Genomic DNA, 12,700 nt, shown 5'->3' with positions numbered 1-12,700 from the left:
GCGTGTTCGGCCCGGCTGCGAACGGGCGCCTCAGGCGGTCCGGTACAGCTCGGTGAGCAGTTCGAGGACCGCCTGCAGGGCCGGGTGCGGGTCGTCGCGCCACCAGGCGAGCCGTACGGCGACCGGCTCGGCGTCGCGCACCGGCCGGTAGACGACTCCGGGCCGCGGGTACTGGTTCGCGGTCGACTCGGCGGTGACACCGATGCCGCGTCCGGCGGCGATGACCGTGAGCCAGTCGTCGACGTCGTGCGTGTCCTCGACGGCGGGACGGGCGTCCGGCGGCCACAGCTCAGGGGTGGTGGTGCCGGTACGCCGGTCGACGAGGAGGATCCGCCCGGTGAGGTCGGCCAGCCGTACGGACCGGCGCCGGGCCAGCGGATCGTCGGCGGCCATGGCGCACAGCCGCCGCTCCAGGCCCACGATGGCCGTGTCGAACCGCCGGTCCGCCAGCGGCCGGCGCACCACCGCGACGTCGCAGGCACCCTCACCGAGGCCGGCGGACGCCGTGTTGACACGGACGAGATGCAGATCGATCCCGGGACGGGCGGCGGTCCAGCGCCGCTGGAAGGCGACGGTGTGACGGCCGACCGCCGACCAGGCGTAGCCGATCCGCAGCCGGGTGTGCCCCGAGGCCGCCTCCTGGACCAGGGCTTCGACGTCCGCCAGCACCCGCCGGGCCTGCGCCGCCACCCGCAGCCCGGTCGCGGTCGGGGTCACCTCGCGCGAGGTGCGCCGCAGCAGCCGTACCCCCAGGGCCCCTTCGAGGGAGGCGAGGGTGCGGGAGACGGCGGCCTGGGAGACGCCCAGGGCGATCGCGGCGTCCGTGAAGGTTCCCTCGTCCACGATCGCCACGAGGCACCGCAGCTGCCGCAGCTCGACTCGATCCATACGTTCAGCGTATAGACGGAAGGTTCCATGCATTTTGCGCAAGGGTGCGGGCGGCGCACCATCCAGCCATGCGACGCGCCCTCGAACGCTCCGCCGCGGCCGTGCCCGCGGCCACCACGACCCCGTCCCCGCCGAAGGCCCGGCGGCTCGCCGGTGTGGCCGCCATGGCCGGCAGCGGCCTGTCCAACCAGACCGGCGCCGCGGTCGGCGCCCTGGCCTTCCCGGTCCTCGGTCCTCTCGGGGTGGTCGCCGTACGCCAGTACGTAGCCGCTGTCGTCCTGCTCGCCGTGGGCCGGCCCCGGCTGCGGACCTTCACCTGGCGGCAGTGGTGGCCGGTCCTGCTGCTGGCCGGGGTGTTCGGCGCGATGAACCTCAGTCTGTACAGCGCCGTCGACCGGATCGGCCTGGGCCTCGCGGTGACCCTGGAGTTCCTCGGGCCGCTCGCCGTCGCGCTGGCCGCGTCGAGGCGCCGGCTGGACGCGGGCTGCGCGGTGCTCGCCGCGGCCGGAGTCGTGGTCCTGATGCGGCCGCGCCCCTCCGCCGACTACACCGGCATGGCCCTCGGCCTGGTCGCCGCGTGCTGCTGGGCGTCGTACATCCTGCTCAACCGGCTCGTCGGACGGCGCACACCCGGGGCACAGGGCGCGGCGGCGGCCTCGACGGTCTCCGCGCTGGCCTTCCTGCCCGCCGGCATCGCCGTCGCGCTGCGCCATCCCCCGACGCCCGGTGCGGTGCTGTGCGCGGTGACGGCCGGCGTCCTCTCCTCGGCCGTGCCGTACCTGACCGACCTGCTGACGCTACGTCATATACCCGCGCAGACGTTCGGCCTGTTCATGAGCGTCAACCCGGTCCTGGCCGTCGTGGTCGGCTGGGTGGTGCTCGGCCAGGCCCTGGGCGGCGCGGAGTGGGCGGGCATCGGGGCGGTGGTGCTGGCCAACGCGGTGAGCATCGCGACGAAGCGAGCCTGACCCTGCGGCCGACGGCGGCGAGCCGACCCGGGGCGCGAAGTCCCGTGCGGCGAGGCCGAGTCGGTGGTCCAGGCGAGCGCCCTCCAGCCCGGCCGGAGAGCGCAGCCGCATCCGCTCCGGCGGCCGTTGCGCGGACGGGGAGCCGCCTGGGCGGGGGCGGGTGGGGTTGGTCGCCGACGACAGCGGAGCGTGCCGTCGCGGCCCTCGTGGCGGCGCGTACCGGCCACGGCGAGCCCGGCCGATCAGCCACCGGGTGCCGTTCGGCGAGGCCGACCGGGCCTTTCGGCCGGCCCTCACGCCGGGGGTCGCGGAGAAGGTCGTGGTGACGTTCGGTGAGTGAAGTCCGCCCACTCGCCGGTCCTCTCGCGGTACGTCGAGGAGTCGTACGCCGTCGAACTGCTGAGCGGCGGCGCCCGCGGGGTGGGCTACCTGCTCAAGGGCCGCGTGGGCTGCGTCGACGAGTTCCTCGACGCGCTCGGACGGGTCGCGCGGGGCGGCACGGCTCTCGACCCCGAGGGTGACGGAGTTGATGAGCCGCCGCGACGGCACTCCCCTGGACACGCTCACCCGGCGCGAGCGGGAGGTACTGCGGCTGATGGCCGAAGGCCACGCCAACGCCACCATCGCCCGCACGCTCGTCCTCACCGAACGCTGCGTCAGCAAGCACATGGGCAACGTCTTCCTGAAGCTGGGCCTGCCCCCGAGCGGCAGCGGACACCGCCGGGAGCCGGCCGTGCCGGCCCATCCGCGTCACACTTGACGCCGCCGGCCGCCCGGGCCCGTTCAGGGGAACCGGCGGCCGAAGGCGCGTGAGGCCGCCGGGAGCGGTCGAGACCTTCAGCCGTGACCGCCGTACCCCTGCCGCTCATCGCGCCGATGCTCGCCACCCCCGGTACCCTGCCGCCCGCGGCTGAGGACCAGCGGTGGGCGTACGAGACCAAGCAGGACGGGCAGCGGGTGATGGTCTATCTCCCCGGCGACGGCAGCGTGCTCCTGCGCGCCCGTTCTGGCGAGGACATCACCGGGGCCTATCCCGAACTGCGCCCGCTCGGCGGCGCGCTGGGCACCACGCCCGCCGTGCTGGACGGCGAGGTGCTGGCCCTGGACGAGCGGGGACGAGCCGACTTCCAGTTGCTGCAGAGCCGGATGGGTCTCGCGCACGCCCCCGCGCGGGCGGCCCGGCGGGCCGCCCTGGTGCCGGTGCACCTGGTGCTGTTCGACGTGCCGTACCTGGAGGAATCCCTGGTGCGGCTGCCGTACGTACGGCGGCGCGCGCGGCTGGAGGACCTCGGGCCGGCCGGGCCGTACTGGTCGACTCCGGGCGCGGTGACCGGGCACGGTGCCGAGGCGCTCGCGGCGACCAGGGAACACGGCCTGGAGGGCCTGGTGTGCAAGCGGCTGGACTCGGTGTACGAGCCCGGCGTGCGCTCCCGCGCCTGGATCAAGATCCGGAACATGCGCGCCGAGGACGTGATCGTCGGCGGTTGGCTGCCCGGCAAGGGGCGGCTCGCCGGACTGCCCGGCGCGGTGCTGGTCGGACAGCGCGACGCGGGCGGCCGGCTGCGGTACGTCGGTGGGGTGGGCACCGGCTGGAGCGGGGCGGAGCGGACCCAACTGGCCCGGCTGCTGGAGGACGCCGCGAGCAGCCGGTGCCCCTTCGACCCCGTCCCGCGGGTCCCGGACGCCCGCTGGGTGCTGCCGCGGCTGGTGGGCGAGGTCAACTACAGCACCCGTACCCGCGCCGGGCTGCTGCGCCAGCCCTCCTGGCTGCGGCTGCGCCCCGATCTGACACCGGAGGAGTCGGCGGCGGACCTGCCCGAGGGCTTCGGCTGAGACCGGGCGTCGAGTCCGGCTCGGGCGTGTGGGTCTATCGTGTGCGCATGCCGGTTCCCGAACTGATCCGTATCGTCTCCCGTGACTCCCCCATGGCCCTGGCCCAAGTGGAGCGGGTCCGGGCCGAGTTGGCCGTCCTGCACCCCGGTGTTCGCACCGAGGTCGTGCCGGTGAAGACCACCGGCGACAAGTGGCTCGGCGATCTGTCCAAGGTCGAGGGCAAGGGGGCGTTCACCAAGGAGGTGGACGCCGCACTGCTGGCCGGCGAGGCCGACCTCGCGGTGCACTGCGTCAAGGACGTGCCCGCCGACCGGCCGTTGCCCGCCGGGACGGTGTTCGCCGCGTTCCTGAAGCGGGACGACATCCGCGACGCCCTGGTGCACCCGGGCGGTCTCACCCTGGACGCGTTGCCCGCCAGCACCCGGATCGGTACCTCCTCGGTGCGTCGGGTGGCCCAACTGGCCGCCACGCACCCGCATCTTCAGTGCGTGCCGTTCCGCGGCAACGCCAACCGGCGGCTGGAGAAACTGGCCGCCGGGGACGCGGACGCGCTGCTGCTGGCGGTGTCCGGGCTGGAGCGGATCGGCCGGACGGACGTGATCAGCGAGGTGCTGTCGCCGGACACGATGATGCCGCCGATCGGCGCGGGCATCCTCGCCCTGCAGTGCCGGGAGGACGACACCGACCTCATCGACGCCGTCAGCGGGCTCGGCGACCCGGACACCCACCGGGAGGCGACGGCCGAGCGGATGTTCCTGCACGTGCTGCAGGGCCACTGCAACAGCCCCATCGCCGGCTACGCGCGTGTCGACCGCGGCGGGGAACTGTCCCTGCGGGCCTGCGTCTTCACACCGGACGGCAAGACCAGGCTGAACGCCCACGAGTGGGCGGGCCGGCTCGATCCGGCCACCCTCGGCACGTCGGTCGCGGTGGCGCTGCTGCGGCAGGGGGCCCGGGAGATCATCGACGGCATCCCGCACTGACCGTACGGCCCCGTCGCCGCCCGTGTCAGGCGGTGCCGGGCTCCGTCTGGTCCCGCAGGAAGGCGCTGACCTGGTGGGCCAGGCCGCCCTGTCCGGCGGCCGTGGGGGCGGCCGCCGGGGCCGCCTCCAGGACGCCGATGCCGCCGGTCCACAGCCGGCGGTCGGCCCACTCGTCGTCCACCCGCAGCTGCACCTGTACGTCCACGTGGGTGAGGTGGGCCTCGGGGGCGGCGGCGTAGAGGACGGCGGTGGCGCGGCGCAGGGGGTAGACGTCGAAGCCCTCGATGAACTGGGAGTTCCGCCAGTCGATGAAGGCGCCCTCGCCGTCGGGGCCGACCCGGACGTCGAGCTGGCCGTCCTCCAGGTGGATGCCCAGGGGCCGCGCGCCGCGGTTCTCGACCGTCACCCGGACGCTGAAGTACGTCAGCCCGGCAGCGGCGTCGTCGCGTCCGCGTGGCGGCTCGGTCGCCTCCAGGCGGTGGACGCGGACCCGCAGACCGGCATGCTCGTCGTACTCGTGCCAGTCCCCGACCACGTTCGGCTCGTACACAGTGCCCCTCTCGACCTTCGAGAGCTGCTGTCTATCTGTGCGTCGAGGGCACTGTCAAATGAGCAGAATGCGCTGTGGCCAGGGGGTTCGCCCGCTTTGATCGGTGATCAAGCGCTGCCCAGGAAGAATCCGTTCACGGTGCCTTCGGAGAGGGTACGCGCGCGTGCCGCACATCACGTCCGCGGCAAGATCACCGGCCCCGCCCGGCCGGGCACCGGGGAGTCCACGGTGACACCGGGGGCAACGGCCACCGCCAGGACGGCAAGGGCGGCGGCGGGACACGCGGACGCGCCGCGCAGGAGGCCGCACGGCGCGTCGGCTCGGAAGACGTCCCCCAGCGTGATCGGGGTGCCGGCACCTGGTCCTCGGTGAGGCCGCGGCACATCGGGCCCACCCGGTCGCAGTACCGGTCCGTCTCGCCCTCGCAGTGGATGGTGACCAGGACGGCCGTGCCGGTGGCCGGGCGGACGGCGTTGATGTCCCGGACGCCGGTACGCGAGACGAGGTCCGTCGAGCGGTTCTCGGGCGGTGCGGTCGGCTGCAGCGCACCTGGCGGGTGACTCCGTCTCGCCCCCCTCCACTGGCTGGGCCGGACCGGAAACCCGCCCCGCGGCACGCCCCGCCGCCCGGGCTCCCGGCTCCCGGCTCCCGGCTCCCGGCTCCCTGGCGGCATCGGGGGTGCCGGCACGGTCCGCCGGCCGTCTCTGCCGTACGCAGTCCAGACGCATCCTGTTTGCACCCATTTGTTTGATGATGTCCCTGTGCGGGAAAAGGAACGTCAGTGCTTCGGACAGGAGGCACGTCCGTGGGAGCCGGCGTCGCCGGACGCCCCGGTGTCCTTTCCATGGTCCGAGCGCACCTCCCACGGTGTCTGTCCATCCAGCACCTGAGAGAGGTGCGCACGATGCGTGTGACCGGCACCACGTCCCCCCATCCTCACGATGACGCCCCCGACACGGCGGAGTCCTTCGAGCGGCTCGCGCGGCTGCCCGACGGTTCCGAGCGGCGGGCGCTGCGTGACGAGCTGGTCCGGCTGTGGCTGCCCATGGCCGAACGGATCGCTGTGCGGTTCCGCGGCCGTGGGGAGTCCCTCGAGGACCTGTACCAGGTGGCTGCCCTCGGTCTCGTGAAGGCCGTCGACCACTACGACCCGGAGCGCGGTCGCGCCTTCGAGGCGTACGCGGTGCCCACCATCACCGGTGAGATCAAGCGCCACTTCCGCGACCACATGTGGACCCTGCACGTGCCCCGCCGGGTACAGGACCTGCGCAACCGGGTCCGCAGCGCCACGAAGGAACTCTCCCAGAGCACCTCGGGCCGCCCGCCGTCCGTGGCGGAGATCGCCGCGTACACGCGGCTCAGCGAGGACGAGGTGCGCACCGGGATGGAGGCGCTGGAGTGCTTCTCCGCGCTGTCCCTGGACGCCGAGGTGGCCGGCACCGACGGCTACGCCCTCGGGGACTCGCTCGGCGCCCCCGACCCCGGGTACGACCTCGTGGTCGACCGGGCCGCCGTCAAGCCGTGCCTGGATGCGCTGCCGGAACGCGAGCGCACCATCCTCTACCTGCGGTTCTTCGGCGGGATGACGCAGAGCCGCATCGCCGAGCAGCTCGGCATCTCACAGATGCACGTCTCCCGACTGCTCAGCGCCTGCTTCGACCGGATGCGCGAGGAGCTGCTCGCCGAGGCCCGCTGATCCGGCGCCGGGCCGCGAGAACCACGGCCCCCCGAAACCCCCGCCCTCTCACTCCTGCCCTCACTCCTGCGCGGTCCCGGGCACCTGCGTGGGCCCGTACCGGTCCAGGGCGTCCTCCAGCGCGGCGCTGATGTCGGGCGGAATGTCACCGCGGCGGCCCCAGATGAGGATCAACTCCGCGATGTTGCGCAGCTTGATGTTGGTGTGCTGGGAGACCTCCTTGAGGATCTCCCAGCCCTCGTCCGGGGTCACTCGGCCCAGGGCCACCACCATCCCGATGGCCTGGTCGACGACGGCGTGGGATGCGACGGCTTCCTTCAGCTGGTCGACCTGTGCCTGCAGCTCGGCGATCTGTTCCGGCTCGCTCGCTCCCATGCCCCCATCGTCCCTCGGCGGCCTGGACCGGTGCCACCGGGGGTACTCGACGGGCACTCCACCCCCTTCCGGTTGGAGACTGGTCCCAGACCGGTGGCCGCCCGGCCCCGAGAGCAGGACGCGACTGCCATGAACCACAACGCCCCTGTCAGCGGTGGACCGCGGAGGCGCGACATCGTCTCCACGCACTCCGTCTTCGGTGCCCCCTGCTGGGTGAGCCTGACCAGCCGTGACCTCGGGGCCACCCAGGACTTCTACTCGGCCGTCCTCGGCTGGCGCTGGCGCGGCGCCAAGCTCGGCGAGCACTTCCGTATCGCGCTGGCGGACGGGGTGCCGGTGGCGGGGATCGCCGCGGTCGCCGCCATGTGGCAGATGGCGGTGGCCTGGACGCCGTACTTCGCCGTGCCGGACGCCGACGTGGCGGTCGCCCGGGCCCGCGAGCGCGGCGGTACGGCCGCCGTCGGCCCGCTGTCCTTCCCGCCGGGCCGGGCCGCGCTGCTCGCCGACCGGGACGGGGCGACCTTCGGCATCTGGCAGGGGGAACTGGTCGGCAACTGGGAGGCCTGGCGGCGGGCGTCGCCGACGTTCATCCGGCTGCACACCCGTGACGCCTTCGACGCCGCGCTGTTCTACGGCGAGATCCTCGACTGGGCGTCCGGGCTGCCGGGCTGCTGCGAGGTGGAGTACGAGGGCGGCGAGGTGGTGCTGCGCAGCGAGGGCGACATCGTGGCGCGGATCGACTCGGGCGCGGTGGAGTCGGCACCGGATCCCTCCGTGCGGCCGCACTGGCAGGTCCACTTCGCCGTCGCGGACGTACCGGGGTGTGCGCGGGCGGCGGAGAAGCACGGCGGCAGCGTGCTGAGCGAGGACGAGACCGAGGCGATCCTGCGGGATGTCGACGGGGCTCAGTTCACGGTGACGTCCCACCGGGCGCGCTGACCGCGCGGGCGGCTGACCGCGGCGGCGACGGCGCCTCGAAGCGGACGGCACCGCGGCGGCTTCGCCGCGTGGGCGCGACCGGCCACGACGGGCCCGCGGCCGGGCACCCGGGGGGCGTTCGGATCAGCCCGGGTCCGACCCGATCCGAACGGAACTAGCTCGCCGCGCGCGACGGCCGCGACAGGAGAACCAGACTGCGTGCCTCCACGCGCAGCCTCGTGCCGGCCTTCCGTTCGCGTTCGTCGGGGATGCCGTCGGGGTCGGCGGTGTCGATCACGGTGGTCCAGCGTTCACCGAAGGAGTTGTCGGGCAGGCGGAAGTCGACCGGTTCCCAGTAGCCGTTGATCAGCAGCAGGAAGGAGTCGTCGACCATGCGGCGCCCGTAGGGGTCGCGCTCGGCGATGGCGTCGCCGTTGAGGAAGACGCCCATCGAGTGCGCGTCATCGCGCTGCCAGTCCCGGTCGGTCATCTCGCCGGCGTCGGGCCTGAGCCACATCAGGTCCGGCAGCGGCTGCTCGGCGTTGGTCGCGGTCTCGCCGCAGAAGAAGCGGCGGCGGCGCAGGACCGGGTGCGCGGCGCGCAGGGCGATCAGGTGCCGGGTGAAGTCGGTGAGGGCCCGCTGGTCCTCCGTCAGTTCCCAGTCGATCCAGGAGATCTCGTTGTCCTGGCAGTAGGCGTTGTTGTTGCCCTGCTGGGTGCGGCCGAGTTCGTCGCCGTGGCAGAGCATCGGGATGCCCTGCGAGAGCAGCAGCGTGGCGAGCAGGTTGCGCTGCTGGCGGGCGCGCAGTTCGAGGACGGCGGGGTCGCGGGTCTCGCCCTCCACACCGCAGTTCCAGGACCGGTTGTGGCTCTCGCCGTCCCGGCCGTCCTCACCGTTGGCCGCGTTGTGCTTGTCGTTGTACGACACGAGGTCGCGCAGGGTGAAGCCGTCGTGCGCGGTGACGAAGTTGACGCTGGCGCGCGGCCGGCGCCTGCTGTGCTGGTACAGGTCCGAGGAGCCGGTCAGCCGGGAGGCGAACTCGCCGAGCGAGCCGGGCTCGCCCCGCCAGAAGTCCCGGACGGCGTCGCGGTACTTGCCGTTCCACTCCGACCACAGTGGCGGGAAGTTGCCCACCTGGTAGCCGCCCTCGCCCACGTCCCAGGGTTCGGCGATGAGCTTGACGCGGCTGATCACCGGGTCCTGCTGGATCAGGTCGAAGAAGGCCGAGAGCCGGTCCACCTCGTGGAACTGCCGGGCCAGCGTGGCCGCGAGGTCGAAGCGGAAGCCGTCGACGTGCATCTCGGTGACCCAGTAGCGCAGCGAGTCCATGATCAGCTGCAGCACGTAGGGGTGCCGCATCAGCAGGCTGTTGCCGGTGCCGGTGGTGTCGTAGTAGTGCGCCCAGTCGCCGTCGACCAGGCGGTAGTAGGAGGCGTTGTCGATGCCGCGGAAGGACAGGGTCGGGCCCATCTCATTGCCCTCGGCGGTGTGGTTGTAGACCACGTCGAGGATGACTTCGAGGCCGGCCGCGTGCAGCGCCTTCACCATGGCCTTGAACTCGTTGACCTGCTGGCCCCGGGTGCCGAAGGCGGCGTAGGCGTTGTGCGGGGCGAAGAAGCCGATGGTGTTGTAGCCCCAGTAGTTGGACAGGCCCCGGTCCTGGAGCACACCGTCCTGCACGAACTGGTGCACCGGCATCAGCTCCACCGCGGTCACGCCGAGCGAGGTCAGGTGCTCGATCACGGCGGGGTGCGCGAGGCCGGCGTAGGTGCCGCGCAGCCGCTCGGGGACGTCGGGGTGGGTACGGGTCAGGCCGCGTACATGGGCTTCGTAGATCACCGAGTCCGAGTACGGCGTCCTGGGCGGGCGGTCGTCGCCCCAGTCGAAGTACGGGTCGGTGACCACGCCCAGCATGGAGTGCCCGGCGCTGTCGGCGGGGGCGGGGCCGTCCGGGGCCCGCTCGTACAGCGAGGCGTGGTTGTCGATCTGGCCGTCGACGGCCCGGGCGTACGGGTCGAGCAGCAGCTTCGCCGGATTGCACCGGTGGCCGAGCGAGGGCTGCCAGGGGCCGTGCACCCGGTAGCCGTAGCGCTGCCCCGGGGCGATGCCGGGCAGATAGGCGTGCCAGACGAACCCGTCGACCTCGTGCAGCCGTACCGGCGTCCCCTTGCCCGCGTCGTCGACGAGGACCACCTCGACCCGCTCGGCCACCTCGCTGAACAGGGCGAAGTTGGTGCCCTGTCCGTCGAACGCGGCACCCAACGGGTAGGGCTGCCCGCTCCACACGGGCAGCCCTTTCCTTCTCCTGCGGGCGGTCACCGGCTGCCCTCCAGGGCGTGGTCACCGGCGGGCGCGGGAGCGGCCAGCACCACGACGGGGTCGGTGCGCGGCACTTGGCGCCCCGTCCGCAGCGTGGGCGCGGGGGCGGTCGGCACCAGCGGGACGCGCTGGCCGGCGCGGGCGCGCTGCGAGAACCAGATGATCTTGGCTCCGGTGTCGGAGGCGCAGCAGCCCCAGCCGTCGCTCATGGCGGCGATGTCGGCGAGAGGAGCCCGCAGGTCCTGGTCGGGGCGCAGATCCGGGTCGTCGTCCCCGAACGCGGTGATGAGGTGCTGGCCGTTCCACCACATCTCGATCGACGTGCGCTTGTCGTTGGCGTGCTGGTCGATCGCCCGCAGCAGCAGTTCGGCGCCGCGGCAGACGGGGACCGTGAGGTTCTCGAGGTCCCAGTAGCGGAGGTGGGCGGCCAGGATGCGGCTGACCTGTCCCACCCGTTCCGGGCTGACTTCCACGTCGAGGTGGTAGTAGCAGGGCACTGCGGTCTTCATCGTCGCTTGCTCCTCACCGGCGAAGCTCTCGCTCCCCTCGCCCGTCCGGGAGGGATCCCGGATGCCCGTCCGGACAGCCCGGACACACAGCGTGAGCACTGAGCGCTTCTGAGTCACCTCCACGGTGAGGGCACTACGCCATTCGTGCAACATGAGCACCCGACACCGCCCGTGGTTGAAGCTCCAACAAGACGCTGCGTCGTCGTGCGTGCACCATAAGTGAAAGCCTCGATCGCCGTAACGGTGCCGTGCCCTTCCGCGCGCGGACACCACCCGACCGTCGGGAACGCGCCCAGTCGAGAGCGTGGAAGGTGAAGAGGGCAATGCTGCTACCCGCCAAGGCCGAAGTGGCCCGGGCGTTGCGGCGTTACCGGGCGTGGGAGCGCGTGATGCTCGCCTCGCCCCACGACCGCACGGTCCGGGGCACCTTCGAGGACTCGGGCTACACACTGTGCGTGCTGATGGGCAAACGCTGCGCCCGCGAGGCCGCGGACGCCGCCGAGCGCTATCTGCGCACCAATCTGGTCACCTACCTGCGCGAGCAGGACGGACGGCCGCGGTCGCGCCGGTCGGCCAGAAGAGCGCCGCCACCGGAGCGGCGTTCCACGGCGCCAAGCCCCTGACCTGGCACCGTACAAGGCGTTCCCCACGGGACCGACGTCGGTCGGCCCCGTCTCGGATCGCGAAGCCGGGCCAGGTGCCCGGCTTCGCGCACGGCGGAGGTGAGATACATGCGCAGGACCCCGGCCATCGGCCGTGTACCGGTACGTGACGTACGGCCGGCCGTGGAGTGCGGCAGGCGCCCGGCGAAAGCGGTGGCCGGGGAAACGTTCCAGGTGACGGCCACCGTGTTCCGCGAAGGGCACGATGCCGTGGGCGCCAATGTGGTCCTGCGTGATCCGAAGGGCCGACGTGGCCCGTGGACGCCGATGCACGAGCTGTCCCCCGGCAGTGACCGCTGGGGCGCGGAGATCACCCCGGACGCGACAGGCCGGTGGACCTTCCGGGTGGAGGCCTGGAGTCATCCGCTGGCGACCTGGCGGCACACCGCCTCGGTGAAGGTGCCGGCCGGGATCGACATCGGGCTGGTGCTGGAGGAGGGGGCCGAGCTGTACGAGCGGGCGGCCGCCGGAGTGCCGAAGGGCCCGGAGCGGAACGCCGTCCTCGCCGCCGCGCAGGCCCTCGGTGACGACTCCCTGTCCGTGCACGAGCGCCTCGCGGCGGCGCTGGCCCCGGAGGTGGACGCGGTGCTGGCCCGCCATCCGTTGCGGGAGCTGGTCACGGCGTCCGATCCGATGCCGCTGCTGGTGGAGCGTGAACGTGCCCTGTACGGCTCCTGGTACGAGTTCTTCCCGCGCTCGGAGGGCACCGCCGAACAGCCGCACGGCACCTTCCGTACGGCCGCCCGCCGGCTGAAGCCGATCGCGGACATGGGCTTCGACGTCGTCTATCTGCCCCCGATCCACCCCATCGGTACGACGTTCCGCAAGGGACCCAACAACACCCTCACGGCCGGGCCGCAGGATGTGGGCGTGCCGTGGGCGATCGGCTCGCCGGAGGGCGGGCACGACGCCGTCCATCCCGCCCTCGGCACGATCGAGGACTTCGACCACTTCGTCGGCGAGGCGCACAAGCTGGGTCTGGAGATCGCCCTCGACTT

12 protein-coding genes and 1 pseudogene are annotated in these 12,700 nt (G+C 72.8%); 8 read left to right on the top strand and 5 right to left on the bottom strand.

Features of this window, described 5'->3' with window-relative positions; all coding sequences use genetic code 11:
• Nucleotides 1-30: 30 nt before the first annotated feature.
• Nucleotides 31-888, bottom strand: a complete 858-nt coding sequence (locus ACWC94_RS39140; RefSeq protein ID WP_450802143.1) for a LysR family transcriptional regulator — start codon at nucleotides 886-888, stop codon at nucleotides 31-33.
• 68 nt (nucleotides 889-956) lie between these two features.
• On the opposite strand from ACWC94_RS39140, the gene ACWC94_RS39135 reads away from it, so the two are divergent.
• The 4 genes and pseudogenes from ACWC94_RS39135 to hemC all read left to right on the top strand — a co-directional run bounded on the left by ACWC94_RS39135 (nucleotide 957) and on the right by hemC (nucleotide 4,672).
• Nucleotides 957-1,856 (top strand): EamA family transporter, encoded by a 900-nt coding sequence (locus ACWC94_RS39135; protein ID WP_450802141.1) that lies wholly within the window; start codon nucleotides 957-959, stop codon nucleotides 1,854-1,856.
• Nucleotides 1,857-2,213: 357 nt separating this feature from the next.
• Nucleotides 2,214-2,616 (top strand): annotated as a pseudogene (locus ACWC94_RS39130) (LuxR C-terminal-related transcriptional regulator); the annotation flags it as partial.
• Nucleotides 2,617-2,732: 116 nt separating this feature from the next.
• Complete coding sequence (locus ACWC94_RS39125; RefSeq protein ID WP_450802194.1) at nucleotides 2,733-3,689, top strand: ATP-dependent DNA ligase; 957 nt, start codon at nucleotides 2,733-2,735, stop codon at nucleotides 3,687-3,689.
• 41 nt (nucleotides 3,690-3,730) lie between these two features.
• Nucleotides 3,731-4,672: a hydroxymethylbilane synthase gene (hemC, locus tag ACWC94_RS39120; protein WP_450802139.1), complete on the top strand. Its 942-nt coding sequence runs from the start codon at nucleotides 3,731-3,733 to the stop codon at nucleotides 4,670-4,672.
• Nucleotides 4,673-4,697: 25 nt separating this feature from the next.
• On the opposite strand, the gene ACWC94_RS39115 is transcribed toward hemC, so the two are convergent.
• Entirely contained in the window at nucleotides 4,698-5,222 is a 525-nt protein-coding gene (locus tag ACWC94_RS39115) for a hypothetical protein (RefSeq protein ID WP_450802137.1), read from the bottom strand.
• Between the two features lie 904 nt (nucleotides 5,223-6,126).
• Between ACWC94_RS39115 and ACWC94_RS39110 the strand changes: the two genes are divergently transcribed.
• Nucleotides 6,127-6,918, top strand: a complete 792-nt coding sequence (locus ACWC94_RS39110; RefSeq protein WP_450802136.1) for an RNA polymerase sigma factor SigF — start codon at nucleotides 6,127-6,129, stop codon at nucleotides 6,916-6,918.
• Nucleotides 6,919-6,978: 60 nt separating this feature from the next.
• Here ACWC94_RS39110 and ACWC94_RS39105 read toward each other — a convergent pair whose 3' ends face one another.
• The gene (locus tag ACWC94_RS39105) at nucleotides 6,979-7,293 is read right to left on the bottom strand and encodes an ANTAR domain-containing protein (RefSeq protein WP_450802135.1); all 315 of its coding nucleotides are present in this window, start codon (nucleotides 7,291-7,293) and stop codon (nucleotides 6,979-6,981) included.
• A gap of 129 nt (nucleotides 7,294-7,422) precedes the next feature.
• On the opposite strand from ACWC94_RS39105, the gene ACWC94_RS39100 reads away from it, so the two are divergent.
• A complete protein-coding gene (locus ACWC94_RS39100) occupies nucleotides 7,423-8,232 on the top strand; it encodes a VOC family protein (RefSeq protein ID WP_450802133.1) in 810 nt (269 codons plus the stop codon).
• Between the two features lie 154 nt (nucleotides 8,233-8,386).
• Here the strand turns inward: ACWC94_RS39100 and glgX are convergent, their stop codons facing one another.
• Both glgX and ACWC94_RS39090 read right to left on the bottom strand, forming a co-directional pair.
• On the bottom strand, nucleotides 8,387-10,531 hold the full coding sequence (gene glgX / locus ACWC94_RS39095) for a glycogen debranching protein GlgX (RefSeq protein WP_450802132.1): 2,145 nt from the start codon (nucleotides 10,529-10,531) through the stop codon (nucleotides 8,387-8,389).
• Complete coding sequence (locus ACWC94_RS39090) at nucleotides 10,528-11,040, bottom strand: pep a2 (RefSeq protein WP_450802130.1); 513 nt, start codon at nucleotides 11,038-11,040, stop codon at nucleotides 10,528-10,530. The genes glgX and ACWC94_RS39090 overlap by 4 nt, the downstream gene beginning before the upstream one ends.
• Nucleotides 11,041-11,363: 323 nt before the next feature.
• Here ACWC94_RS39090 and ACWC94_RS39085 point away from each other — a divergent pair, with 323 nt between their 5' ends.
• Together ACWC94_RS39085 and ACWC94_RS39080 are read left to right on the top strand one after the other, a co-directional pair.
• A complete protein-coding gene (locus ACWC94_RS39085) occupies nucleotides 11,364-11,663 on the top strand; it encodes a DUF5133 domain-containing protein (protein ID WP_450802128.1) in 300 nt (99 codons plus the stop codon).
• A 108-nt stretch (nucleotides 11,664-11,771) separates the two neighbouring features.
• Nucleotides 11,772-12,700 (top strand): maltotransferase domain-containing protein (locus tag ACWC94_RS39080; RefSeq protein WP_450802126.1); only part of this gene is annotated, 929 nt, incomplete at its 3' end.

Source organism: Streptomyces sp. NPDC001135, assembly GCF_053598395.1.
This window is presented reverse-complemented; position numbering and strand designations above follow the sequence as displayed.

Excerpts from the sequence above, each read along its gene's own strand:
- ACWC94_RS39140 (WP_450802143.1), bottom strand. The coding sequence starts at position 888 with ATGGATCGAGTCGAGCTGCGGCAGCTGCGGTGCCTCGTGGCGATCGTG.
- ACWC94_RS39135 (WP_450802141.1), top strand. The coding sequence starts at position 957 with ATGCGACGCGCCCTCGAACGCTCCGCCGCGGCCGTGCCCGCGGCCACC.
- ACWC94_RS39125 (WP_450802194.1), top strand. The coding sequence starts at position 2,733 with ATGCTCGCCACCCCCGGTACCCTGCCGCCCGCGGCTGAGGACCAGCGG.
- ACWC94_RS39110 (WP_450802136.1), top strand. The coding sequence starts at position 6,127 with ATGCGTGTGACCGGCACCACGTCCCCCCATCCTCACGATGACGCCCCC.
- ACWC94_RS39105 (WP_450802135.1), bottom strand. The coding sequence starts at position 7,293 with ATGGGAGCGAGCGAGCCGGAACAGATCGCCGAGCTGCAGGCACAGGTC.
- ACWC94_RS39100 (WP_450802133.1), top strand. The coding sequence starts at position 7,423 with ATGAACCACAACGCCCCTGTCAGCGGTGGACCGCGGAGGCGCGACATC.
- ACWC94_RS39090 (WP_450802130.1), bottom strand. The coding sequence starts at position 11,040 with ATGAAGACCGCAGTGCCCTGCTACTACCACCTCGACGTGGAAGTCAGC.
- ACWC94_RS39085 (WP_450802128.1), top strand. The coding sequence starts at position 11,364 with ATGCTGCTACCCGCCAAGGCCGAAGTGGCCCGGGCGTTGCGGCGTTAC.